Below are 23602 nucleotides of genomic sequence, written 5' to 3'. Positions count from 1 at the left end.
TCAAGGCATCTTGGGAAGGAAGACCGCCCTGATTTCCACTGCAATCTCTTCGGCAATTTTCTGATGAACGATCTTTGGGATACTAATGTCATGCTCTGCCAGCAGGACTGTAAAGTCGGCGCGGACTTCGATTTGACCCTCTTCCACCTGCAGCTCACTGCGGATGATCCGTTCCCGCTTTACGCCATGCACATTGAGCCGTCCTTTGGCTCTTACCGTATAAAGCCCATCTTTTGTGAAGTCAATATTTTCAATAATCTTACCGGAGAACGTGGCATTGGGGTACTGCTTGCTTTCCATGTAATTTTCATTGAAGTGCACCCGCTGCAGCGGGCTGTTAAATCCCTCGAAGGAAGACATAGGCACTGAAAAGGCAAAGGTGCGCTCCTCCGCGTTGATCAGCCCCTTTAATTCCGTGGAAGATGCTTCGATAAGCTCCAGGGGAGCGTCAGACCGGAAGTACACCGAGCCTTTATCCACTTCGTATAGCTTTGCATCAGGAAGCTGCCCGAAGGTGAGGACAATCAATGCTATTATGCAGGTAAAGTTCATGTGCTTTCATTTCAGTAAAAGACGAATAGCTCCAAATTTATTGAATTTTCGGGCGGACAACCGTAAAGACCCGGGAAACATTAAAGCCAAAGTGAATACCGCCATTACCCCAGGTTTCAACGGTTTGGGTCACCAGGCCAGGCTCAATCATGGAGGTGGAATTGGTAAAGTGAAGCTGGAAAACATGCCCGCCGGTTTCAATATCAAACCCTACAGAAAGTGCATTCCGGAAGCCCGGAAGCAATTGATCAGGCAGTACGTAGGTGTATTCTGCATTCAGGGCGACCCGTTTTGTAAGTTTAATTCGGCCGGCAGCAGCAACAGCGTATACATCATGCGCCTCTGCCGATGTTTTGACCAGATTCCGGTGCACCACGGTTGGCGAAACCTGTAGGGAAAAATTCTCACTGAATTTACGCCCTAAAATCAACTGAAAGGTGTAGTACATCCTGGAGCTGAAGTAATTCTCCCGGTCGGGGTTCTGCCATTTCATGGACTGAATGGCGGTGGTAGCCAGGAAGGCCGCCGTAACGGGCATCACTTTCTTTCCCTTGCTTTGCCGGAGAAACTTGTACTTCACAAAACCATCAAAGGTCTTCTGATAGCTGCTCCGTCCCAGGCCTACGGTCAGTTGGTCGGTTATGCCGTAATCTCCCCCGATACGGATAGAGGCGTTGTCCAGCCCAAAAAGCTCATACGCGCCCCGGTTAAGGGTGCCAAAGCGGTGGCTGATCTTGATGTCCAGTACACCAGCAGAAGTACTTTCCAGGGAATGCAAATTGATCACCCGGTTGGTTTTGAAACTGGCATTAGCATATTCTATGGTTTCTTCTTCTTCCCCCAGTAAGGCGAGCAGGTCGTCTTCCTGAGCATAGAGCACTGACCCTGAGCCAAGCGTGAACAACAATAAAAACAGTGAAAGTTTAGACATAATCCGGCAAGATAAAGGAAGCCGGGCAATCCGGGGGGAAGCAGCCCGGCTTCTACGAAGAGATTAAATATTAGTTCTCATAGCCTTGAGGCAGATGCATGTGATGAATCCAGTCCCCAAAATGCGCTGCTTAGCGGGACAGCGGCTGAAAATCAATAGCGACCGTTACCTTTACCTCCTTAGCTATATTGTCTCTGACCACCGCCGGAATTTCAATGTCGTAATCGGCTACAGCGATCGGGAACTCGGAAGCAGCGGAGATCGCATCGCCTTTAACCGTTATTACGCCGGGGGCTTCCACCGTTTGAGTAACACCGTGGATCGTCATATCTCCCGCTACGGTGACCGGGTACTCCCCGTCTTTAGACAGATTGATCTTCGACCAGTCTTTCACAGCACCCTTAAAGGTCGCCTTGGGATAAGTACTGCTTTCCATGTAATTTTCATTGAAGTGCTCCTGCATCAGGGCTTTTTCAAACTGAAAGGCTTTGATAAGAATGGCAAATTCCATGCGCCCGCTTTCGGCGTCGAGTACGCTTGTGGCTTTACTGTTGTGCGCCTCAATATTCTCGATAGGTGTGCTGGAAAAGAAAGCAACGTTGCCATCGCGGGTAAAGTATTTCTGAGCCTGCAGTGCCGTGCCTGCCATCAAAAGGCAAGCTACAGCGATTGTGATCTTTTTCATGGTAGTATGGTTTATGGTTGTTCAAAAAATAATAGGGACAAAGGGGCTTAGCCTTTTACAACGCAGCGTACTAGCACTACGTCCATTAGCATTCCGGTGCAGATGCCCTTTATGGTGACTTCTTCACCAGTTTCAAAGGCTGTTCTTTGGTGGTCCGTCAGTTCATCGAGCTGGCAAATGACCCCAAACATATCGTTGCCGCTATTCAGGGTCAGGCTAATGCCGCCTTCTTCATTCGTAGAGACCTGCTGCACTTCTCCTTTGACTTCCACTACCTTGTCCAGATAGGTTTCATTGGCAGACAGCTCGTCCTTTTCAAAAGCCTGGAAAAGCTCTGTTGCGGTCATGGTAACGTCCGCATCGGCTTTTTCCATATTTTGGTGAGGCTTATTGTATTGATAAAATCCAACGGCAGCACCAATGACCGCCAGCAGTAGTAGGTATTTCAAATATTTCATGGCAATTGAGTTTTTAGTTATCCGGGGCGCCATCGTTCACCCACTTTTCAATTTTTTCGATGGTACAATCAACAAGCTGAGGAGCGCCCTGCGGCATAGCCGGAAAGCCACTTTCATGGCGGATAACGCCCAGTAGTTGCCCGTTGTCTGCGTAAGTTTTAAGGTTGTTGTGCCCTTCCAGTGTGACATTCCCGAAATTTGCGGCTGCGTTATGGCAGTTCATGCAGTTATCCTCAATAATCGGGGCGATAGTCGTGGCATAACCAACATCCAGCGTATCACAACCGGTATTCGGGTACAACTCCTCCTCAACATCATAATAGCAGCCCGGCAAAACCGTAAGCAGAGACATTATTACGGCAAGGGCGATCAGACAGTTTTTCATCGTACATTAATTGTTAGGTGCACCGGCTGCTACCCAGGATTCAATTTGATCAATCGTACACTGTGGCAACGGCGACTGTGCGCCCAGCGGCATTGGATCGTAACCGGGAGCCCAGCTCATGACCCCAACCAGCAAGCCTTGTTCCGCGACAGCTTTGATTTTTTCGTAGCTACTCAGGGAAATACCAGCGTTTGGCACATCATCATTGTGGCAGCCGAAGCAGTTGGTGTTGATCACCGGTAAAACCTGTGCGGCAAAGCTGACCGCAGTCGTATCGCAACCACCGGCTCCGGGATTGCAGGTTTCGTTCTTTGCGCCCTGTAAAATCCATTTACTGATCAGGTTGATCTGCTGGCTCGTCAGCGGATTATTGGGTGGAGGCGGCATGCGTTTATCAGGGTCATCATCAGTAATCACTTCGTACAAATCGCTGCCATCCAAATCAAAGGCCTCGACATCAGCTGTATTGATTACTGATGTATAGGAGGTCAGGATTACACCATCCTGTGCACTGTTATCATCATGACAACCACCGAAGGCACAATTTGAACGCAGGATGGGCAATACATCCAATTCAAAGTATACCACTTCCGGATCGCAAGGCGTCCCCGAAGTATCTACCGGGTTGTCCGTAGAGTCGATCGGGTTGGAGATATCAGTGGTATCTACCGGCGTAATCGGATCATCGCCCAATACCGGGTCATGCTTACAGCTATTGAGACTGAGCGCATAGAATACCGCGCCTGCAATAATGAATATCCAACTGTTGTGCTTCCGTATCATCGATTAAATTTCTGGTCTAAAGGTAAGCCTGTTATGTGGGGACAGGCAATTATTTCCTGCTGAACCGGAAAAAACCAGTACTGAACCCGGTCAATGTTGTGCGGCAACGGGCTCCTCCGCTACCCTGCCGGGGCTCATCATACTCCTTCCGCCTCTGAGCTGTGCAGCAGCATCTATAGCAAATACACCGTTCACAGCGATCTCCTCTCCGGGGGCAAGCCCTTCTTCAATAGTGTAGACATCTCCATGGGAAGGCCCTAAAACGACCGTTCGTGGCCGGAATACCGGTTGATTAAATGCCGAATCTCTAACATAGACTACGGACCGCTTTCCGGTCCACAGGATTGCCGATCGCGGCAGCAAAACCGGAGAATGCCCTGGGCCGGCACCTAATGCAACAGTACCTTCCATCAGCATTTCCGGCTTCAGGCGGTGGCCGGGGTTGGGTAATTACACGCGCACCTCTACGGTGCGGGTATCCGGATCTACGACCGGGCTTATAAAAGAAATGGTGCCCCCAAAGCGTTCGCCGGGAAAAGCCTCTGTAGTTAGGTGAACCTGTCTGCCCAGCCTTATCGATGACAATTGAGTTTCGTACATTTCGAGGACAGCCCACAGCTTATCCAAACTGGCAATAGTGTACAAGGTAGCAGGTGCTCCCATGTGGGCATTAGCGGTGTAATCTCCGGTATGGGTGAAATGCTCCAGGACATATCCTTCATAGTCCGCACTGATCGTCACCGGATGACGGTACTGCCCGGAAGCTACATCAAACTGTTGCAGGACTTCCAGGTCCAGATTCCAGCTTTTAAGGTTATTTTTCGCCGCCCGCAGAATGGATTCTGAGTTGGTATTGTGCACGAAGGCCTCTACCACTGCAATCAGATCTTTGGAATAAATGGAAGCAATAGGTGCCCCCTTCTTCACATAATCCCCTTCAGCAGTAATGTATAAGGCCTCTATCCGGCCCGGTAGCCCTGCGACCTGCCTGCGGATTTGGCCTGGAGGTATTTTCAGGCGGCCGGATACCGGGATGCCGCCACGGGAAGACTTCGGATCGCCTACAATCTGAGTTTCCACACCAGATAGCAGCAGTTCTGCATCCGACAAGGCGACTAAATCGGGATTGAACTGCGGCAGCAGTCTTTTCTTAATTAGCTTCATGCCACAAGCCGGGCACTGACCCGGTTCGGGCTGTTCCAAAGAAAAGTGCATGCTACAGGTGTAATGATCGGTGGTTTCTGCCGTACAATTCACGAAAGACTGCATAGGATGAGGGGCAGCGACTGGCGTATTCCCCTGCCCCAAATAATACCCAATGCTCCATGCGATCAGAAAACCGGCGGCATCGACAGAAATATTGATATCCCTTGCTGCATCATAGGGATCAGATACGTTGATGGTAAGCGGTATTTCATTATTTGCATTGCAATCACCTACGCTTACGGATAGCTGGAGTACACAGGTTTCAATTTCAATACACAACTGATCGGTACAGCCGTTGGCCGTCTGTATCGCCAGGCAAACATCGTAATTATCAGGGTCCGGGAAAGAGTGAGTAGGGTTTTGCTGGGTGGAGCCTGAGCCATCACCAAAATACCAATTCCAGGACACAATGGGATCGTCAGCTGCAGAAGCAGACTGATCAGAGAAGTCAATCGTTAGATCTGTTGGGCCGAAAGTGAAGTCAGCCATGCAATTTTGCGTAAAGCCGACCGAGGTAGTAAGTACGAACAGCAGTAGGTTGATCTGGGCATTCATGTTTAATGTATCTGGGTTACAGTTCGGATTTAGGCTCTAACCTAATTGAAATCAGGTACATTTGCGCTTCGATCTACCCTGAACGGGGAAAATTGCCCACTGAACGGGAAGATATCCGTGGTTGTTCCCTTGTAGCATACGCGGTGCAAAAGGCTGTAAACATACTTAACCATGCAAAATCATAAAGCTCAGCGCATTGCGCTTTTCGTTGGGATAATCCTGATGGCGGTCAAGTTCCTGGCCTGGTGGATAACCAACTCCAATGCCATTTTAACCGATGCATTGGAGAGCATCATTAATGTAGTAGCCGCTGCGTTCGGGCTTTACAGCATCTGGCTTTCTGCAATTCCAAGAGACCACAACCACCCTTACGGGCATGGGAAAATTGAATTTATTTCAGCAGGGTTTGAAGGGGCGCTTATTCTACTGGCAGGCCTGAGCATCATTGGGAAGGCGTGGTACAATCTACTCTACCCACAGCCCATCGGACAGTTAGATTTGGGGTTACTGCTGACCGCTATTGCAGGTGCCGTCAACTATGGCATGGGCTATTATCTACAGAAACTTGGCCGAAAGCAACACTCCCTGGTCCTTGCCGCCAGTGGGGCGCACCTGAAGTCAGACGCCTACTCTTCGGTAGGGCTGGTCGTGGGCCTGGGGCTGGTTATTTTAACTGACCTGCCGCTACTCGATAATATCATAGCTATCTTTTTTGGTGGCGTAATCCTGTATACCGGCCTGAAGCTGGTCCGCACTTCTATTGCAGGTATTATGGACGAAGCCGACGATCAGCTCATCCGGGAAATGGTCCAAACCCTCCAAAATGAACGGCGCCGGCAATGGATTGATATTCACAACCTTAGGGTGATCAAGTACGGGGCCACTCTACATATTGATTGCCACATGACCCTACCCTGGTACTTTACCACGCAGCAGAATTTTCAGGAAGTCAAAGCTTTTGAACAACTAATGATGGCTCATACGGAGCGCCCGGTGGAGCTCTTCGTCCACATTGACCCCTGCGACCCGCCAGAGAATTGCAGGCTATGCCCCGTCAGAGACTGCCCGGAACGGCAGGCTCCTCAGGAAGAACGGCTCGAGTGGACGCTGGATAACATCAGGGAGAACCAAAAGCATCGAATTTAAATTATCTTTGCAGCAAAAACCAGCCCTTGCGACTGACCTCCTTCAAGCTGACGCAATTTAAGAACTACGCATTTCAATCCATCGCCTGCGATGCGCCCCTCGTGTGTTTTATCGGAGCCAATGGCATGGGCAAAACCAATTTGCTGGATGCCATTTATTATTTGTGCATGGGCAAGAGCTATTTCAATGCACCAGACAGCCTGATTGCCAACCACGATAGTGATTTCTTCCGGCTGGAAGGACAGTTTATGGCTTACGGAGCGCCTGAGCACATCGTGGCAAAAGTCATACCCAGGAAGAAAAAAGAACTGGAACGCAACCGCATCCCCTACCCCCGCTTGTCTGAACATGTCGGTCTGCTGCCAGTCGTCATGATCGCCCCTGATGACACTTACCTGGTCAGTGAAGGCAGCGAAGCCCGTCGCAGCTTCCTGGACAATACGCTTTCGCAAATCAACCCGGACTATCTGAGCCAGCTCATTCTCTACAACAAGCTGTTGCAACAGCGCAATGCCCTGCTTAAAAAGTTTGGCGAAAGCCGCACCTATAATGCGGCCATAGTCGAAGTCTATAACCAGCAAATGCTTGCGCCGGCTAGGCTGCTTCATGAATCCAGAGCCAACTTTATGAAGCAGTTCCAGCCTATTCTGCAGCAAGCCTACACGCAAATATCCGGTGGAGCAGAATCGGTGGACTGCACCTACCGGTCAAAAATGAGCGAGACCCCACTGGAGGCTTTGTTTGAAGCCTCCGCTGAAAAAGACCGCCTGCTGCAACGGACCACTGCCGGCCCGCACCGCGACGACCTGATTTTCACTATTGAGGGCTATCCACTCAAGCGTTTTGCCTCGCAGGGGCAACTGAAATCCTTTGTGCTGGCCGTCAAATTAGGGCAGTACCAAATGCTTGGACTGGAAAAAAAGACCTCTCCAATTCTGCTACTGGATGATATTTTCGATAAATTGGACCGGCAGCGGGTACAACATTTGATCCGTCTGCTGCAGGAACAAACCTTCGGGCAGGTTTTTATAACCGATACGGAGCAAGACCGCCTGGCGGGCATTATACAACAAACCGGGCAGAACTTCCTCGTGTATGAAATACAGGAAGGCGCTGCCTCCCAAACCTATCCCTGATGGAAGACCGTGGCAACAACCAAACCACCTTGAAGGATGCCCTGAAGGCCATGCTTGACCATTACAAGCTCAAGGGAAAACTCAATCAGAGCCGTATCCGGCATCAGTGGGAAGAAATGATGGGCCCTTCCATCGCCAATTACACCAAAGACATCAAGCTCTACAACGGTAAACTCTTTATCATTATCGATTCGGCACCACTGCGCCATGAATTATCGTATGGTAAGGAGAAGATCAAGCGGCTGCTCAATGAGCAACTCGGGGAAGAAGCGATTCAGGAGGTGGTCATCCGGTAAGAGGGTGCCGGAGTTACCACAGACAAAAGCTCGTCTTACCTGAATTAAAAAACCGCCTGTCGACTTAGTTTCGACAGGCGGTTTTTTAGTAGGTTTTTAAGAGCCTGTTGGGGCTTTAGTAATCAGGCTTGCTTATACTTCGTTCCGAAAATCCTCCCCGCAAACTGCGGGACGGGCAATTAAACTCAGGCTAAACTCCGGTTTTCGTGCTTCGTCTGGAAGACCAAAATCCCAACAGGCTCTAAATCTTAAGGGCGAACTGAATTGTCACTGCCCTTTTCTTTCTTGCTATCAGATGCGCCGCCGTTGTTATCCCGGCTTACCCCTTTCTTTTTGCCTTTGGTCTGTTCGGCCAGTTTCACCGCTTCGTAAGCGTTGACGATGCCGCCGGTCACACTAAGGGTAGAGAAAGACACCATATCTTCTTTGGTACCTGGCTTTTTCACCTTAGTCCGGTCCTTTATCGCAGACTGCATGAGAATGCTCTTTACCTGCTCTGCGGTCAGATCCGGATAGTAAGAGCGGAGTAATGCGGCCACACCCGCCACAACCGGAGCAGCCATACTCGTCCCCTGCAGGTCTTTGTACTCATTGAACGGAGTGGTAGAGTAGATTTTCATGCCCGGCGCGAACAAGTCGACATATTCCGGGCTGTAGTTGGAGAAAGGCGCAGCAAGCGTTTCTCCGGTTTTCCAGTTGAGCGCCCCTACCTCAACCCAGTTGTCGGCATACTTGGAACCGAAAAGGTTCAGGAATCCACGCTTCACAAAGCGGTCAGTAGGGAAGTTGTTTTCATTGGTCACCTCCTTGCCATCGTTGCCCGCCGCATGTACAATCAGCACGTCATTCTTTAATGCATAGCGCACCGCTTCATCCACGAGTTCTTTGCGCGGGGAAGCCCCTTTGCCAAAGCTCATATTGATCACTGAGGCACCGTTGTCTACCGCATAAACAATAGCAGCCGCCACATCTTTGTCCCGCTCATCACCATCCGGCACGGTGCGGATAGACATGATCTTGACGTTGTTGGCTACGCCTTTCATACCCAGGTCGTTGTCGCGCTCGGCAGCGATAATGCCCGCCACGTGCGTACCGTGCAGGGCATCCGGCCCACGTACATCGTTGTTGCCGTAATCCCGGTCATAAGGGTCTTCATAGTTGTCGGCAATAACCGGGCGGGGGTTGAAGTCCGGATTGTAGTGGTACTCGTACTGCCCCTTCAGGTAATCAGCGTATTCATTAACACCTTCTTCGATCTCCTCAAAGGACTGGCCTTCAGCCATTAGTGACTTGGAAATCTGAACAGCGTACCCCACCATTGGGTCTTCTGTTTCCACATCATCCAGGTCTCCGGCTGTGATTTCTTTTTTACCGATTGATTTTTTGAGTTCACCCAGTGCAGCGGCGATGGCAGCATAGGTCCCTGCATTTTCCTCAAGGCTTTTTTGCTTGTCCTCTACGACCTCTTTGTACTCTTCATACTTGGCGAAGAGCGCCTTATCTTTTTTAGAAAGCTTTTCAGGGTCTTTGCCCTCAAACATCTCCTTGTACTTTTTGTACAAGCGGGTTACTTCCAAATTATCGTGCTCAATGTTTTCCCCATCTTTATTGCCGAGGAAATTCCAGCCGTAGACATCATCCACATAGCCGTTGTTGTCATCGTCTTTTCCGTTGTCCGGAATTTCATCTACATTGACCCACATGACATCATCGAGGTCTTCATGCTCATAGTCAACACCGGAGTCAATAACAGCCACCACGACTTCTTTCCCCTTTTTGCCTTTGAGCATTTCCTGATAAGCTTTTTCAGTGCTGACCCCCGGAACGCCCTCTGAGGGGTCCAGGTTAAACCAGTTTGCCGGCGCACTGTCTTGTGCAGTAAGGGCTACAGCACCTAGAAAAAACAGGTAAAGCCCGATCCATTTTTTGTTCAACATCAATTTGGTTGTTTTTATGATTTTGTAGCGTTTTGAACCATCAGACAAATTTAAAACAGCTTGCCTGATCAACAGGGTGAAAAATTGCCATTTTAAGGTTTGCTGACCATTTTGCAAAGGTAGAATTTCTGATGAAATTCTCCTTCCAACAACGGTCTAATCCAGCAATTGGCTGAATGACTGCCCGAGATTTTTTGAGTTTTAACCCAGCTTTAACCAAAAAGCAGTAATTTTCACCGCTGTATGAAGTGGATAAAGCTTTACTTGCGGCTATTGCTGCGTTATCTTCAATATTTTCTCAGGGCCCGCACGCGTTACACCCTGCATGCGCCCTTTGCCTTCCAGCTGGCGGAAGCTATCTTGGAAGACGACCGGCAGTTTTATGCATTCCGTGATATTGAACTGCTGCGCCGCGGGCTACTGAAAAACCAGAATCACATCCGTATACAAGACCATGGTGCAGGCTCTTTGGTGAGTACCGCTGCGCAGCGTACCGTGCGGAGCATCGCCCGCTACAGCGCCATCAGTCCCGAGTCCGGCCAATTGCTTTTCCGGCTCGTTGACTTTAGCAAACCTCAGCGTATGCTCGAACTTGGCACCTCGCTTGGCATTTCTGGTGCCTATCAGGCTTCTGGTGCGCAGAGCGCAAAGCTGATTAGTATTGAGGGCTGCCCGCAAACTGCGGCGCTGGCCCGGCAAAACTTCCATAAGCTGAATCTTCACAATGTGGAAGTTTTTCAGGGCACTTTCCAGTCACAGCTCCCTCTGGCTTTACAACAACTTGGGCAACTCGACTACCTCTACCTCGACGGCGACCACAGGAAGGGCGCCAGCCTTGCTTATTTCGAGGCTTGCCTCCCCTATCTGCACGAACGCTCGGTGGTTGTGGTGGCCGATATCTATTGGTCGAATGAGATGGAATCCGCCTGGCGCACCTTACAGCAGTATGACCGTGTCCGCCTGACGGTAGACTTGTTCCACTTCGGGTTGCTCTTTTTCCGGCCGGAACAAAAAGTAAAAACCCAGCTCACGCTCATTCAGGCGAAGTACAAGCCCTGGCAAATGGGCTTTTTCTCCTCATCGGATTAAACGCACACTGCCCGAATACGACCTGACCAGCCCGTCTATAAAGAGGACTTGGGCTACATAAGTATACTGTCCTGACGGTAAAGGCTTTCCCCGCTTGGTCCCGTCCCACCCATCACGTGAAGACTCCGGCAGATAATCTGTACGCTCATAAACCATTCCGCCCCAGCGGTCAAAAACCTGAAGGCTGGTGACCGATTGCACGTTGGGCACACCAACAAAGGGCCTGAACGTGTCGTTGCGGCCGTCATCGTTGGGAGAGAAGGCTGTGGGGATGTACACTCTTCGTACATCTTCGAAACCAATACGGATGGAATCTTTGCCCGTACACCCGCCGAGCTGGGTAACCTCATAACTCACTGTTGCTGCACTCAGCGGAAACACCATGATCGACTCGCAATTGGGGTCCAGACATTCAAAATCAAACGGAAGGCTCCATACTGCCATATCCACAGACTGGTTGACCTCGGCGTTGATGACCGCCTCATCGCCCAGCGCTACCTGCGCCGGCCCGCTCAGCGTAACTAGGAGCGGAATTGGGCTTTCTACGGTAACTGTATCTTCAAGAGTGCATCCCAGGCGGTCGGTGACCTGCACCGCATACTGGCCGGGAGACAGCCCGTCAAAAGTGGCCGTTGGGCCCAGGGTAGTTTCCGCCCCTGATAGGGAAATGAAAACCGGTGAGTAGGCATTTTCGATTCCAGCCACCGTGACGACCCCGTCATCTGTATCAGCACAAGCAGTCGTGTCGCCAGTCAGCTGCGCCGTGATCATAGGGTCCGGCACCACTGCAAGGTTGAGGGTAACAATACTGTCACAACCAATGGAGGACTGAAGAGAATCCACGTAAGTACCGGTTTGGTCCAGTACATCCTGACCAAAGCCGTAAGTACTGCCCTCACAAATTGTATCGGTTATAGCAAAAGACTTGGGCTGAACGTACACGATCTTATTATTGGATACGATCCGGCACTTGGAATTCTCGAGATTAGCTGGAGAGTTGGCCACGAAAAAACGATAGTAATAAAACCCGCCTGTAAGCTCCGTATGCAGGATGGTCTCTGTATTACCAGCCGGGACATCCTGCCAGGTCGCGCCCTCGTCGTAACTAATTTGCCATTTCACAGCGGGATTGTCATACTGATCGCCCGTGATAGTCGCATTGAGTGCTATGGGGCTGCCATCTTCACAGATATTCTCAATCTCTTCGGGAAGTATAGAAACTTCCGGGCCGCAGGCGCGAAAGGAGATATTATCCAGCGCCAAGTCATTGCCAATACCCCCGGGAGCATTATTACGGAGCGTCAGTGTCACTTCTGTTTGCCCGGGCTCTGTTGTAAAAGTAAACCCGTAAGTATTCCAAATCTCATTTTGAGGTACTTCTCCGGTGGTATAGCGAACCTCCCCGTCAATGAGAAAAGAGACATCCGGTTTGATGTGGTCCGGGACGTTTTGGCTGATCAGGTTGATCATATCCGCGGAAAATTCGTAGAGGGTATTTTCGCACAGTCCCTCCACTTGTTGTTCGTAAAAAGCCCCCTCGTCAAAGCTGGCATTGACCACCATCATATAGCCGTTGAGGTCAGGGCTATTGTCCTGAATGCCCAGCCAACTCGGGTACAGGTTCCAGAGTGCGGTGTTATTGGTGATGGTATAAAGGCCATCACCGGGCGGAGGAGAAGTTGAATACAAATAGCCCGGAGCTATTCCAGGATCGGAAACCAAGAAATTAGCAACGCCACTACCAAAATCACCAGCTTCGAAGATATTCTCTCCTAGGTTACCTTCGCAGGTATCCTGCGCATGCAGATGAGGACTCAAAATAACCGGAAAAAGTAAGAGGAAAAAGGCACGGAGGTTCATGCATAAAGGATTTTAGATTTCAATCGCTGAATATAACGCATTTGATATATACTTAGCTATCCCTGATTGCAGAACAGCAACCGTACGACCGAAAAATCTGATTATATTCGCCCAAAACGTTAAGATATGATCGTAATCACCGGTGCGGCGGGTTTTATCGGGAGTTGCCTGATACGCTATTTCAACGACTTGGGCAATCAGGATTTGATCCTGGTTGATGATTTTAGCCGGGCGGATAAAAACAGGAATCTGGAATCCAAGGCTTTTGCCCAGCAAATCCACCGGAATGACTTCCCGGGCTGGCTGTGGGAAAAGCACTATTTCGTAGAGGCTGTTTTTCATATCGGTGCCCGTACAGATACTACGGAGCAGGACTGGGAGATTTTCCAGGAACTGAACCTCGACTATACCAAAACGTTGTGGCAGCTCTGCGCGGAGCACGGCATTCCTTTCATTTATGCCTCAAGTGCAGCCACCTATGGGCTGGGCGAAAAGGGCTACGATGACCGCCACGATGTTGTGGAGAGCCTCCGGCCACTGAACCCCTACGGCGACTCTAAGAATGAGTTTGACAAGTGGGCATTGCAGCAAAATGAGCAGCCACCGCACTGGTACGGGCTGAAGTTTTTCAACGTTTATGGCCCGAATGAGTACCACAAAGGGCGTATGGCTTCTGTCATTTTCCATACCAGCCGGCAAATTAAGGCCACCGGTAAAATGAAGCTGTTCCGTTCCCACCGGGAGGATTACAAAGACGGGCAGCAGCAGCGCGATTTTATCTATGTCAAAGATGTGCTAAAGGTTATGTACTGGCTCTACCAGAGTAAGCCGGAAAGCGGGCTGTACAATCTGGGCACCGGTCATGCCCGGTCGTTTTGGGACTTGGCTACGAATACCTTCAATGCACTGGGCAAAACGCCAGATATCAGCTTCATTGATACGCCCGAAGATATCAGAGATACGTACCAGTACTTTACCGAGGCTAATATGAATAAACTGCGGGAAGCGGGCTACCGGGAAGACTTCTACAGTCTGGAGGAGGGCATCGCAGACTATGTAAAAAACTACCTGGCTGAGGAGACCATCTATTAGAATTGACTTAGAGCTTGTTGCAACCCTCTCCAAGAATCCAGTTAGAACCCTACTTGGGGATATTGTTGAGCCCTGCATAATATATAAGGTGCCAGCCGTCCTCAAGACGGGAGAACCGGCGCTCTATCTGCAGGTTATACTCCGACTGGACCAGCTTCTCAATAATCAGGTCTTTGCTGACGGGAATCAGTTCTCGTTTGAAGTTGGAGGACTGTAAGTTAAGAGGCCGCTGAAGGGTCCAGGTTTCAGGCGTCCAGCGGTAACGGCCGGAAGTAATGAGCGCACTGTCTGCTTCCCTGGGCAAACCGGGAAGCGGGAACAGGATACGCTCCATTTGAAAGGCAGAATCCTGGTGGAAACGGTCGTAAAAAGTAGCGAACTCCTGGAATGCGGCGTCTTTACCTTCGGCATCAGCAGAATTGCCGGGCTTTGGGTCGCTGCCACAGGCTGCCACCAGAATGGACAGCGCCGCGATAATAAGGTAATGCTTCATGAATCAGACCTGTTTTTAAGCGTTTATTGGGATTTTACACTTTGGGCTGCTCTTGCCAAATCCCCAACAAACTCTGGGAAAAACGAAGGTAGCTATTTCTCCTTTCATAGCGGTGCCCAAATCTATTCACTTTTCAATACAACGGAGGACTGCTTCCGCCAATGCCGCTTCATCCGGTGCTGCCGCAGCGTAAGGTGATGCACCCGCAGACCGGCAAGCTTCGGCGGTAGGCTGCCCGATGGCGATGACCCGCTGACCTGGCAATACATCACAAGCTTTCAGGTAGGTGCGGGCATTCAGGGGGCTCGTGAAGACCAGCACCTCGGCTGGGCTGGGGGCAACCGTTTTGACGGGTATGTTGTCATACACCACCAGTGAATACCCTTGAATGGCTCCGGCGAGTAATTGCTGCACGGACTGTCTGGAATGCCGGGCCTGTGGAAACAGTACCCGTTGCCCTGCAGCCACTTTTAGAAAGGCGGATGCGGTGGATTGCGGCTCTCCTGTCCCCACAAAATTAGTAGTGGTGCATCCGACGGTCTCTAGCGCCCGGGCTGTGGCCCGACCTACCGCACCGAAACGCAGACTCTTTACAGGGTTTTCCGGTAGTTGTTGAAAGAAAAAATGGACGGCCCGGGGGCTGTAAAAGAAAACCCAGTCCACATCAGGCATACTTTGAAAGGGAACCGCTTCGAACCGAATCAGAGACTGACCGGAAACCCGGATTCCTTTGCGTTCCAAAATTTGCCGGAAGGTACTTTCCGGTTTGAGGCGCCGGGTTATAAAAGCTGATTTCCTTTTCAATTCCATACCCGCAAAGGTACCAATTGCCTACCGCACCCGCCAACGTTCCGTGGAAATTACCGCCTCCGGATAATCAGCCCCGATATGCAGGTGCAACCGGTCCTGCTCATCAGAAGACAGCAAATCCGGCTGATGCACCATCTCTGAGGGCACGCCAGCCAGTTGAGGCAGCCAGGTTTTCACGTATTCCCCTTTCGGATCGTACTTCATGGCCTGGGAAATAATATTGAAATGCTTGTCTTCTCTAGGATCCGCACTAATGCCTGCCGCGTAGTTCCAGTTCATCCAGTTACTGGTCACATCATAGTCAATAAGAACAGACTCAAAATATTCAGCGCCCATCTGCCAGTTGACCATCAGGTCTTTGGCCAAAAAGCTGGCTACATTCTGCCGGCCCCTATTTGACATGTAGCCTGTAGCGGCAATTTCGTTCATGTTCGCATCAATGAAAGGCACACCTGTAGCACCGCTAACCCAGCGCTGCAGTAGACGGTCGTCATCCCGCCAACGAGTATCAACGTTGGCAATCAATCCGCCCTTATCGAATACCTTGCAGCCATGCTTTTTAACCATTAGCCTGAGGAAGTCGCGCATGAGCAATGCATGGAACAAGTCCTGAGCAGAATCAGAAGCCCCGCGCTGTTGCTCGTAGGCTTTGAGATGGTGGTAAATCATTTTGGGCGACAGGCAGCCTTGGGACAGCCAGGCAGAAAAATGGGAAGAATACCCTGCGCTGCTAACTCCGCAGTGCCTATGCGTATACTGTTGGACCGTCTCCTCCTCCCAAATGTAACGGTGGAGGTGCTCTAATCCAGCCCTTTCTCCGCCCTTGTAAACGAAGTTAGCCCTGTTATCCGGTTCAAAGGGCGTGTGCCCAAGATCTTCTAAACCCGGAATTTCACCTTCCTCCATTTTCACCATGATTGGTGCCATCTCCTCAGGGCCCGGGAGAGGCTCACGGACAGGCACATAACGTTCCACTTCCTTTCGGAACTGCGCAAAGCTGTCAGGCGTATGGGTAATAGGAAAGGGCAGATCTGCAGTGTAGTACAGCATTTTTCCTCTGGAATAGCGGATTTCCTGACCGATGGTCCAGAGTTTTTGCTCCAGGGTATCTTGTACGTAAACTTCATCAGGCGTACGCTCCCGATTGCAAAACACCCAATTGGTTTTTGCTTTTTGGGCAATTTCGAAGAGTACTTCTTCCGGTTTGCCCACCCGAACGATCAGATTGCTACCAATAGCTTGCAGGGAAGCGCGAAGGTCTGCTACACTTTCGATAATAAACCTGGCACGGTATTTACCCGTTTTAGGGAACCCAAAGTGGTCCGTTTTGCCCAGGAAAGTACGCTCGTCAAAAACATATACAGGGATAACCTCATCCAGAGAGCTGATGGCATCATGAAGCGCTTCGTTATCGTGGAGCCTAAGGTCTTGCCTGAACCAGACGATCCCTCTTTTAGTATACATAGGCTAGTGCGGTTAATAGTTTCAACAATATTTGAAACCGAACATCAACTGAAGATAATGGTTGTTAGATTTCCGTCATTTTGCCAACAGCGGGAAAGATGAACTTATCTACTGATACATTCGTTGCAAGCCTGTGAAAGACAGAACAGAATATTGTCATGGATCAGCAACAAATAGAAAAGGAACTAAATTTTTTAACCTCCCGAAGTTCGGGAAGCGGTGGGCAGCACGTCAATAAAACCGAGACTAAAGTAGAAGCCCGGTTTGAGGTAGACGCTTCCGGTGCCCTGACGCCTGCTGAAAAGCGTAAAGTTCATGAGGCTTTAGCCAACCGGATCAGCAAGGAAGGCATTCTGTCTGTAACCTCAGACGCCCGGCGTTCTCAGGTGCTCAACCGGGGCGCCGCGGTCAAAAAGCTGCTGCGGCTGATCAAAAAAGCACTACGGGTCCGTAAGCGCCGGAAGGGTCCGCCACAGTTGAAAGCCAACCCAAAGAAGCGTTTAGAGCGCAAACGCCGGCACTCGGAAAAAAAAGCCTTGCGCGGAAAAATTAAAATTTAAGCTACTTTTGCGGCAAATCAAATCTATAATCCATGCGCTATAGCTTACTATTCTTCCTCTTTCTGATTGTTGCATCCCTGACCGCTCAGGATAAGCCGGCCTACCGGATTTTCGACAAAAAAGGGAATCCTGCGACTTTCGAAGATCTCCTGAAAGACAGCCGTAAGTCGGATATCGTCTTTTTTGGAGAGCTGCACAACAACCCTATCGCGCACTGGCTTCAGTACGAACTAACCGCAGCCCTCCACGAAAGCATCAAAGGCGAGCTGGCACTCGGTGCAGAAATGTTTGAATCCGACAACCAACTGTTAATGGACGAATACCTCAGCGGCACCATCAAGGACAAGACCTTTGAGGAAGAAGCCCGGATTTGGAACAACTATGCGACGGACTACAAGCCACTGGTTGAATTTGCCAAAACCAATAACCTGTCTTTTACAGCGACCAACATCCCAAGGCGTTATGCCAGCCTGGTTTTCAAGGGCGGGTTTGAAAGCCTGGAAGATTTGCAGGAAATCGCGAGAAGTTACATCGCGCCCCTGCCCGTTAAGTACGATGCCAGTCTGCCGGGTTATCAAAAGATGGTTGAAATGATGGGCGGCCACGGGGGAGGCTCTGAAAATTTCCCCAAAGCACAAGCTATTAAAGATGCCACAATGGCATACTTCATCAGTCAAAACTTACCGGAGAAAGGCGTGTTCCTCCATTATAATGGTTCCTACCATTCTGACCATTACGAAGGCATCTTCTGGTACCTCAAAAACGACTATGCCCCAAAAGCAAAAATTACGACCATCACGACGGTCGAACAAAGCGGCTTGTCTGCCCTTGAAGCCGAAAACACCGGCGTAGCCGACTATACAATTGTTATCATTGATACGATGACCAAAACTTACTAATTATTATGGTTGCAAGGTATGTTCTTCCCATCTTGGTCTTTCTGCTGATATTAAGCTGCTCAAAACCTGCCAAACTGCCGGTTTTGAGCCAGGAAGAGACCCCGGAAGGCGCAACCGTTTATAAGTCTATCCCTGATTTCAGGTTCATCAATCAGGACAGTCAGGTGGTCACCCCGGCAACCTTTTCAGACAAAGCCTACGTTGCTGATTTTTTCTTCACTTCCTGCCCGACCATCTGCCCCATCATGGCTCAAAACATGCTGAGCCTGTATAACGACTTTGAGGGAGAAGAGCGGCTGGCTTTTCTTTCCCACACCATCGATCCGGCGCGCGATACGGTAGGTCAGTTGAAACACTACGCCACTAACCTTGGAGTGACCGATCAGCGGTGGCAATTCGTAACCGGAAACAAGGATAGCCTGTACGCTATTGCCGATGACTACTTCAATGTGGTGGTTGAAGACCCTACCCTGCCCGACGGCTTTGACCACAGCGGCCGGTTTGTATTGGTCGATGAGCAGGGCTACATCCGCTCTTTCTGCAATGGCACCGACCCAACCGCAGTAGCAGCTTTCAAAAAAGATATCGAAACCTTACTCCATGAAATGGAAAACGCCAATTCTACTCACTAGCCTGTGTTGTTTGTTCTTTTGGGTTAGCTGCCGGGACGACCCCTACAAACAGGGCCGGATATTATACCAAAATTTCTGCGCCAGCTGTCATATGGATGACGGCAGCGGACTGCAGGGGGTGATGCCGCCTCTTGCCCGGGCAGATTACGTGGCCGAGAACCAGGATAAGCTCGCTTGTATCATCAGGTACGGCATGGAAGGCCCGGTACAGGTTAACGACACCACCTACAATCAACAGATGATGGGTATCCCTCAGCTGACCGATTTTGAAGTCACCAATATCATCAATTACATCAATCATTCCTGGGGCAATGACTACGGCTACATGCAATATGCCGATGTTAAAGCTGCTTTGGAAGCGTGCAAGCCCTGAGTCACTAAATCCGTTTTTGCCAGCCGCGCACTCTTTTATTTTCGCGGGAATTGCTACTTTAGGGTTTATAAAAATAAATTCCTAAACGAACGAATTACACTCCGTTGATAATCAATCATTTGAATATTTTCACCGGTGTGTTTTTAACCATCTAGCACTTCCTTGCGCGATATGATGAAGAAAATTACCCTGCTTTTTTTAGTCTTCCTGCCGATTTTGGTTTTTGCTCAACCCGAGAACGATGATTGTGCCGGTTTGATTGACCTGGGTGTGGCGCCTGCCTGCCCGGATACCGTCTATTTTTCCAACGTTGATGCGACTCCCAGCGATATTGGCTCCGGCAATATCCCGGATTGTTTCAATGGTGGCACCGTAGGTAATGATGTCTGGTTCGCTTTCACAACCAGCGATACCATTTTAGACTATACCATTACGGTTACAGGCATCGCAGACCCGGACGGTGCGGCACCGCTTAGCAGTCCACAGGTGGCACTCTACCGCGGTATTTGCGAATTTGACAACCTGGCAGAAATTGCCTGTTCTTCCTCAGAATTAGGTGCTTCTGTCGTCGAGTTGGATGTGCAAGGCCTGACGCCTGGCGTCACCTACTTTATACGGATTACAGACTACAGCGCTACGGGAACGCCTAACTGGGGAAGTTTCCAGCTCTGCGTGGAGCAACAGGAACCTGCCTCTACCATCGACGAAGGAGGCTCCAACTCCTGTAGTGGTATCCTTTATGACACCGGTGGGCCAGATGGAGACTATGGCAATAACGAAAATAATGTCTTCACCATTTGCCCGGATCAACCCCATGATTGTATTCTTTTCACGATGAACTACTACAACCTGGAGCCGGGTGGGTTCATCCTGACTGACGTCATCTCCTTTTACGATGGAGATGGTACAGACAGCCCGCCTATTACCCAGCTCGGGGATGGCGATTTCAATAATAATGATGAAGGCGGTGGCGGTGTCTGCTTTCAGGTGCAAGCGACAAGCGGCTGTCTGACCGTAGAGTTTGTTTCTGATGGAGAAAACACCTTCGAGGGCTTCGAAGGGCAATGGGAATGCCAGCAGAACTGTGAGCCCCTGCAGTCGATTGTGGTCAATGGCAATGTAACGGAAGCCGATATCGTCAATTTTGTTTCTACACCCGATGTTACGGCGGAGGTCACTAATATCAACTGCCCGGAGGAGTCTTATGGTACTTTTGAGGGCGGTGACCTGACAGACTTGGGGCTCGAACGTGGCCTGTTGCTGACTTCCGGTAGCCGCGATTATGCGGTGGGCCCTAACACCGGTGGCGGTGGCGGTAGCCCCGGCACCAACAACGGTGCGCCCGGTGATGCAGATTTGGACTACTTATCCACCGTTTTTGGGGAAGGTACAACTTCGCAGAATGCCTGTGTGGTAGAGCTCGATGTGTTCGTCGCAACTGACGAGCTGTCCTTCGAATATGTCTTTGCCTCTGAAGAATACCCTGAATTTGTCAATACGACCTTTAATGACATTTTTGCCTTCCTCGTCTCGGGCCCTGGCATTATTGGCGACCCCAACCTGACCAATAACGCTGTTAACATAGCCACACTCCCCGATGGCACGCCGGTGCAGATCAACAGCGTAAACAACCTTATCAACTGGGAGTTTTACCGCAACAACCTCGGGGGCAGTAGTATTCAGTACGATGGTATGACCTCCGACTTCCTGGGCATCAAAAAGAGCCTCACTGCCAGTATTGGTGTAGAGCCCTGTAATACTTACAGCCTTAAACTGGCCATTGCCGACCGGGGCGATTCCTCTTTTGATTCCGGTGTTTTTGTTTCGGAGTTAAAAGGGGGCACTCCAAGCCTATCGGTACAATTTAACTCAGGTATTGATTACCTGGTCGAGGATTGTGTGAATCAGGATGACGAGGTGATTATTTCCCTGACTGATCCCGTGGAGGATACCACTTCTTTTTTAGTCACCATAGGTGGTACGGCTGAAAATGGGCTAGACTATCTCCTGGAAATCCCGGATTCCGTTCTATTCCTCCCCGGGCAAAACGAACTGTCGTTCCCGCTGACGACCCTTTCCGATTTACTTACCGAAGGTACCGAAACCATCATACTCACGCTGAGTAATGACTTTGGTTGCGGAGAGGTCATTTACACCGAACTGGTTGTAGAACTGCGCGATCAGATCAATGTAGATATTCAAGCCGGCCAAGATACTGTTCTGGTTTGTGCAGACAGCTCAATCGTACTGAATGCAACAGGTGCCGCTACCTATTTCTGGACCCCGGTAAGTGTGTTTGATGAGCCTACTTCGGCCAATCCTACCGCATCCCCTACCATGAGCCAATGGGTGACAGTGGAAGGTATTGTTGGCCCTTGTGTTGATGTGGACTCCGTTTACCTGCAGCTCATTGACCCTGAAATTGCAGCCTTCCCCGAAGATTCGCTCTCAATCTGCCAGGGCGACCTTGTTCAGCTCAACTCCACCAATAATGCCAACAACAGCAACCTGGCCTGGACACCAGCGGTAGGACTGAGTGATTCCACTATTATCAACCCGGTAGCCCAGCCACAGGTCACCACCGACTACGTTGTTTCCGTTAATATTGCCGGATGCGTGGTGCAGGATACGGTGCACATTGATGTAGCGCCTTTTGACTTCCCGCAGCTACAGGCGGATACCACCATTTGTGAAAACTTCAGTGTGCAACTCGCCAGCTTTATCGACCTGAATGAAACGACAACGACTTACCAATGGTCGCCAAATATAGGGTTGAACAACGACACTATTTCCAACCCTATCGCCTTCCCGGAGCAGACCACCACTTACCAGCTGATCGCAGAAAGCGGCAATGGCGCTTGTGCAGACACGGCGGAGGTCACCGTCACCGTACTGCCTGCGAATGTAGATATCCTGGGCCCGGACTCTCTGGAGATTTGCCTGGGCACCGTCGTGGACCTGGAAGCAGAAACCAGCACCGGAGATGGGCAAACCTTGGTTTGGTCACCTGACAACGGCACCATTACTGATACAACGGGCCTGACCACTCAGGTCACGACAGATGTAACCGACTGGTACTTCGCTGAATTTACCCTGGGATCCTGTACGGTCTTTGATTCCGTATACATCCGGGTGGATTCTCTGCCTGCTACCCTGATTATGGCAGACCCGGAAAAAGAGAAATACTGTGAAGGGGAGATTGTCACCCTATTTTCTCCGGTTTACGAGCCCAGCTTCTTCCCGGACATTGAATTCAGCTGGATAGACCCACTCGGTGCAGAAACACCGGACACGCTTTGGAATATGGTGCTCACTCTTCAGGATACGTTCCTGTACCAGCGGATCACCCAAAACCGGGCTTGTGCGGACACTGCCTCCTTACTCCTGAATGTGCAGGCAGTGCCTTTGGCCACGATAACCCCCTCTGATACGGTGATCTGTTTAGGGGATAATGTGGAGTTCCAATTGGAAATTACGGGCCAGTATGAATCTTTCGAATGGATGGGTACCGGACTGAGCTGCACGGATTGCTTCAATCCTACTGCGACACCTGCTACTGGTCAGTATATGGTAGAGATCGATGCAGGTGGCTGTGATGCCAGTGTCAGCGCAAACGTCCAAACGGTGGAAATTCCATTCGTCCCAAATAGTCAAACCATCTGTCCGGGCGAAAGTGCGGAACTCAACCTCGGTGGTCCATTCGGCCCCAATGATACGTACACCTGGACCTCAACAGATCCGGACTTCAGTAGCAACGAACCGAACCCGGTCGTCACACCAAACGTCACCACGACTTACTCCGTAATAGCTGAGAATGGGGCATGCCCTGCGCTGGAGGAAGAAGTGGTGATCACGGTCTCCGATTTTGCTGAGATTGTAAATGTAGACCTCTCCCCCACTGATCTCTGTCAGAATGAAGAGGTAAACTTCACGATTGAGGCCATCAACCTGACAGACGGCGACCTTTTTGAGTGGAACGATCCAAATGGAGCTGAGCTGCTGAGTACGGTAAGTACCTCCGGAGGCTTCAACCCTACGGTAAGCGGTACCTATACCCTCACCTACGTCAATTCCAACGAGTGTGGCACCCTGACTGAAACGTTCGAGCTTTCGGTAGAACCCGCCCCAGCCGTTGAACTGGCGAATGACACCACGATTTGCCTCGGGCAATCCGTGCAGCTCAACTTTGCGACCGACGAGAATACCACCTACACCTGGACGTCCACGGACCCGCTGTTCAGCGATTTCAACAACCCGGAG

General features: G+C 50.4%; 23 protein-coding genes. 10 read left to right on the top strand and 13 right to left on the bottom strand.

Annotation, left to right across the window (positions count from 1 at the left end; translation table 11 throughout):
- From RIC19_RS07070 to RIC19_RS07035, 8 genes are all read right to left on the bottom strand, one after another.
- Entirely contained in the window at positions 1 to 552 is a 552-nt protein-coding gene (locus RIC19_RS07070) for a YceI family protein (RefSeq protein ID WP_350177600.1), read from the bottom strand.
- Between the two features lie 37 nt (positions 553 to 589).
- Positions 590 to 1483, bottom strand: coding sequence for a DUF5777 family beta-barrel protein (locus tag RIC19_RS07065; RefSeq protein ID WP_350177599.1), 894 nt, complete (start codon positions 1481 to 1483; stop codon positions 590 to 592).
- Positions 1484 to 1613: 130 nt separating this feature from the next.
- Positions 1614 to 2168 carry a YceI family protein gene (locus RIC19_RS07060; RefSeq protein WP_350177598.1) on the bottom strand — a complete coding sequence of 185 codons (555 nt, stop codon included), beginning with the start codon at positions 2166 to 2168 and terminating at the stop codon, positions 1614 to 1616.
- Positions 2169 to 2215: 47 nt separating this feature from the next.
- The gene (locus tag RIC19_RS07055) at positions 2216 to 2626 is read right to left on the bottom strand and encodes an OB-fold protein (RefSeq protein WP_350177597.1); all 411 of its coding nucleotides are present in this window, start codon (positions 2624 to 2626) and stop codon (positions 2216 to 2218) included.
- Between the two features lie 13 nt (positions 2627 to 2639).
- Positions 2640 to 3011 carry a hypothetical protein gene (locus tag RIC19_RS07050; RefSeq protein WP_350177596.1) on the bottom strand — a complete coding sequence of 124 codons (372 nt, stop codon included), beginning with the start codon at positions 3009 to 3011 and terminating at the stop codon, positions 2640 to 2642.
- A gap of 6 nt (positions 3012 to 3017) precedes the next feature.
- Positions 3018 to 3794, bottom strand: a complete 777-nt coding sequence (locus RIC19_RS07045; protein WP_350177595.1) for a c-type cytochrome domain-containing protein — start codon at positions 3792 to 3794, stop codon at positions 3018 to 3020.
- A 90-nt stretch (positions 3795 to 3884) separates the two neighbouring features.
- On the bottom strand, positions 3885 to 4205 hold the full coding sequence (locus RIC19_RS07040) for an efflux RND transporter periplasmic adaptor subunit (protein ID WP_350177594.1): 321 nt from the start codon (positions 4203 to 4205) through the stop codon (positions 3885 to 3887).
- Positions 4206 to 4244: 39 nt separating this feature from the next.
- The gene (locus tag RIC19_RS07035) at positions 4245 to 5555 is read right to left on the bottom strand and encodes a PKD domain-containing protein (protein WP_350177593.1); all 1311 of its coding nucleotides are present in this window, start codon (positions 5553 to 5555) and stop codon (positions 4245 to 4247) included.
- Between the two features lie 171 nt (positions 5556 to 5726).
- Here RIC19_RS07035 and RIC19_RS07030 point away from each other — a divergent pair, with 171 nt between their 5' ends.
- Genes RIC19_RS07030 through RIC19_RS07020 form a run of 3 tightly spaced genes read left to right on the top strand, consistent with a single transcriptional unit; the run spans position 5727 to position 8133 of the window.
- Positions 5727 to 6701 carry a cation diffusion facilitator family transporter gene (locus tag RIC19_RS07030; protein WP_350177592.1) on the top strand — a complete coding sequence of 325 codons (975 nt, stop codon included), beginning with the start codon at positions 5727 to 5729 and terminating at the stop codon, positions 6699 to 6701.
- Positions 6702 to 6727: 26 nt separating this feature from the next.
- Positions 6728 to 7837, top strand: coding sequence for a DNA replication/repair protein RecF (recF, locus tag RIC19_RS07025; RefSeq protein ID WP_350177591.1), 1110 nt, complete (start codon positions 6728 to 6730; stop codon positions 7835 to 7837).
- Entirely contained in the window at positions 7837 to 8133 is a 297-nt protein-coding gene (locus RIC19_RS07020) for a DciA family protein (protein WP_350177590.1), read from the top strand. Before recF ends, RIC19_RS07020 begins: the two co-directional genes overlap by 1 nt.
- A gap of 248 nt (positions 8134 to 8381) precedes the next feature.
- Here the strand turns inward: RIC19_RS07020 and RIC19_RS07015 are convergent, their stop codons facing one another.
- Positions 8382 to 10070 (bottom strand): S8 family serine peptidase, encoded by a 1689-nt coding sequence (locus tag RIC19_RS07015; RefSeq protein WP_350177589.1) that lies wholly within the window; start codon positions 10068 to 10070, stop codon positions 8382 to 8384.
- Between the two features lie 243 nt (positions 10071 to 10313).
- Here RIC19_RS07015 and RIC19_RS07010 point away from each other — a divergent pair, with 243 nt between their 5' ends.
- Positions 10314 to 11159, top strand: a complete 846-nt coding sequence (locus RIC19_RS07010; protein WP_350177588.1) for an O-methyltransferase — start codon at positions 10314 to 10316, stop codon at positions 11157 to 11159.
- On the opposite strand, the gene RIC19_RS07005 is transcribed toward RIC19_RS07010, so the two are convergent.
- Complete coding sequence (locus tag RIC19_RS07005; RefSeq protein ID WP_350177587.1) at positions 11148 to 13019, bottom strand: T9SS type B sorting domain-containing protein; 1872 nt, start codon at positions 13017 to 13019, stop codon at positions 11148 to 11150. The two genes, RIC19_RS07010 and RIC19_RS07005, sit on opposite strands and share 12 nt — an antisense overlap.
- 126 nt (positions 13020 to 13145) lie before the next feature.
- Between RIC19_RS07005 and rfaD the strand changes: the two genes are divergently transcribed.
- Positions 13146 to 14111, top strand: a complete 966-nt coding sequence (gene rfaD, locus RIC19_RS07000; protein ID WP_350177586.1) for an ADP-glyceromanno-heptose 6-epimerase — start codon at positions 13146 to 13148, stop codon at positions 14109 to 14111.
- A 49-nt stretch (positions 14112 to 14160) separates the two neighbouring features.
- Here the strand turns inward: rfaD and RIC19_RS06995 are convergent, their stop codons facing one another.
- From RIC19_RS06995 to RIC19_RS06985, 3 genes are all read right to left on the bottom strand, one after another.
- A complete protein-coding gene (locus RIC19_RS06995; protein WP_350177585.1) occupies positions 14161 to 14604 on the bottom strand; it encodes a hypothetical protein in 444 nt (147 codons plus the stop codon).
- A 126-nt stretch (positions 14605 to 14730) separates the two neighbouring features.
- A complete protein-coding gene (locus tag RIC19_RS06990; protein ID WP_350177584.1) occupies positions 14731 to 15345 on the bottom strand; it encodes a uroporphyrinogen-III synthase in 615 nt (204 codons plus the stop codon).
- 90 nt (positions 15346 to 15435) lie between these two features.
- On the bottom strand, positions 15436 to 16878 hold the full coding sequence (locus RIC19_RS06985) for a DASH family cryptochrome (RefSeq protein ID WP_350177583.1): 1443 nt from the start codon (positions 16876 to 16878) through the stop codon (positions 15436 to 15438).
- A 158-nt stretch (positions 16879 to 17036) separates the two neighbouring features.
- On the opposite strand from RIC19_RS06985, the gene arfB reads away from it, so the two are divergent.
- The 5 genes from arfB to RIC19_RS06960 all read left to right on the top strand — a co-directional run.
- Entirely contained in the window at positions 17037 to 17438 is a 402-nt protein-coding gene (arfB, locus tag RIC19_RS06980; RefSeq protein ID WP_350177582.1) for an alternative ribosome rescue aminoacyl-tRNA hydrolase ArfB, read from the top strand.
- A 32-nt stretch (positions 17439 to 17470) separates the two neighbouring features.
- Complete coding sequence (locus RIC19_RS06975; protein WP_350177581.1) at positions 17471 to 18337, top strand: ChaN family lipoprotein; 867 nt, start codon at positions 17471 to 17473, stop codon at positions 18335 to 18337.
- Positions 18338 to 18420: 83 nt separating this feature from the next.
- Positions 18421 to 18969 (top strand): SCO family protein, encoded by a 549-nt coding sequence (locus RIC19_RS06970; protein ID WP_350177580.1) that lies wholly within the window; start codon positions 18421 to 18423, stop codon positions 18967 to 18969.
- Entirely contained in the window at positions 18938 to 19342 is a 405-nt protein-coding gene (locus RIC19_RS06965) for a c-type cytochrome (RefSeq protein ID WP_350177579.1), read from the top strand. Before RIC19_RS06970 ends, RIC19_RS06965 begins: the two co-directional genes overlap by 32 nt.
- Before the next feature lie 171 nt (positions 19343 to 19513).
- The coding region (locus RIC19_RS06960; RefSeq protein WP_350177578.1) for a choice-of-anchor L domain-containing protein at positions 19514 to 23602 on the top strand (4089 nt) is incomplete at its 3' end.

This window comes from Phaeodactylibacter sp., from assembly GCF_040219495.1.
Lineage (GTDB): Bacteria > Bacteroidota > Bacteroidia > Chitinophagales > Saprospiraceae > Phaeodactylibacter.
Note: the sequence above shows the minus strand (reverse complement) of the source record. Positions and strands in the feature narration are given on the sequence as shown.

Coding starts and splice junctions, on each gene's coding strand:
- RIC19_RS07035 (WP_350177593.1), bottom strand. CDS start 5,555: ATGAATGCCCAGATCAACCTACTGCTGTTCGTACTTACTACCTCGGTC.
- RIC19_RS07060 (WP_350177598.1), bottom strand. CDS start 2,168: ATGAAAAAGATCACAATCGCTGTAGCTTGCCTTTTGATGGCAGGCACG.
- RIC19_RS07045 (WP_350177595.1), bottom strand. CDS start 3,794: ATGATACGGAAGCACAACAGTTGGATATTCATTATTGCAGGCGCGGTA.
- arfB (WP_350177582.1), top strand. CDS start 17,037: ATGGATCAGCAACAAATAGAAAAGGAACTAAATTTTTTAACCTCCCGA.
- RIC19_RS07065 (WP_350177599.1), bottom strand. CDS start 1,483: ATGTCTAAACTTTCACTGTTTTTATTGTTGTTCACGCTTGGCTCAGGG.
- RIC19_RS07050 (WP_350177596.1), bottom strand. CDS start 3,011: ATGAAAAACTGTCTGATCGCCCTTGCCGTAATAATGTCTCTGCTTACG.
- RIC19_RS06985 (WP_350177583.1), bottom strand. CDS start 16,878: ATGTATACTAAAAGAGGGATCGTCTGGTTCAGGCAAGACCTTAGGCTC.
- RIC19_RS07070 (WP_350177600.1), bottom strand. CDS start 552: ATGAACTTTACCTGCATAATAGCATTGATTGTCCTCACCTTCGGGCAG.
- RIC19_RS07040 (WP_350177594.1), bottom strand. CDS start 4,205: ATGGAAGGTACTGTTGCATTAGGTGCCGGCCCAGGGCATTCTCCGGTT.
- RIC19_RS06965 (WP_350177579.1), top strand. CDS start 18,938: ATGAAATGGAAAACGCCAATTCTACTCACTAGCCTGTGTTGTTTGTTC.
- RIC19_RS07005 (WP_350177587.1), bottom strand. CDS start 13,019: ATGAACCTCCGTGCCTTTTTCCTCTTACTTTTTCCGGTTATTTTGAGT.
- RIC19_RS07010 (WP_350177588.1), top strand. CDS start 10,314: ATGAAGTGGATAAAGCTTTACTTGCGGCTATTGCTGCGTTATCTTCAA.
- RIC19_RS07055 (WP_350177597.1), bottom strand. CDS start 2,626: ATGAAATATTTGAAATACCTACTACTGCTGGCGGTCATTGGTGCTGCC.
- RIC19_RS06975 (WP_350177581.1), top strand. CDS start 17,471: ATGCGCTATAGCTTACTATTCTTCCTCTTTCTGATTGTTGCATCCCTG.
- RIC19_RS07015 (WP_350177589.1), bottom strand. CDS start 10,070: ATGTTGAACAAAAAATGGATCGGGCTTTACCTGTTTTTTCTAGGTGCT.
- rfaD (WP_350177586.1), top strand. CDS start 13,146: ATGATCGTAATCACCGGTGCGGCGGGTTTTATCGGGAGTTGCCTGATA.
- RIC19_RS06995 (WP_350177585.1), bottom strand. CDS start 14,604: ATGAAGCATTACCTTATTATCGCGGCGCTGTCCATTCTGGTGGCAGCC.
- RIC19_RS07020 (WP_350177590.1), top strand. CDS start 7,837: ATGGAAGACCGTGGCAACAACCAAACCACCTTGAAGGATGCCCTGAAG.
- RIC19_RS07030 (WP_350177592.1), top strand. CDS start 5,727: ATGCAAAATCATAAAGCTCAGCGCATTGCGCTTTTCGTTGGGATAATC.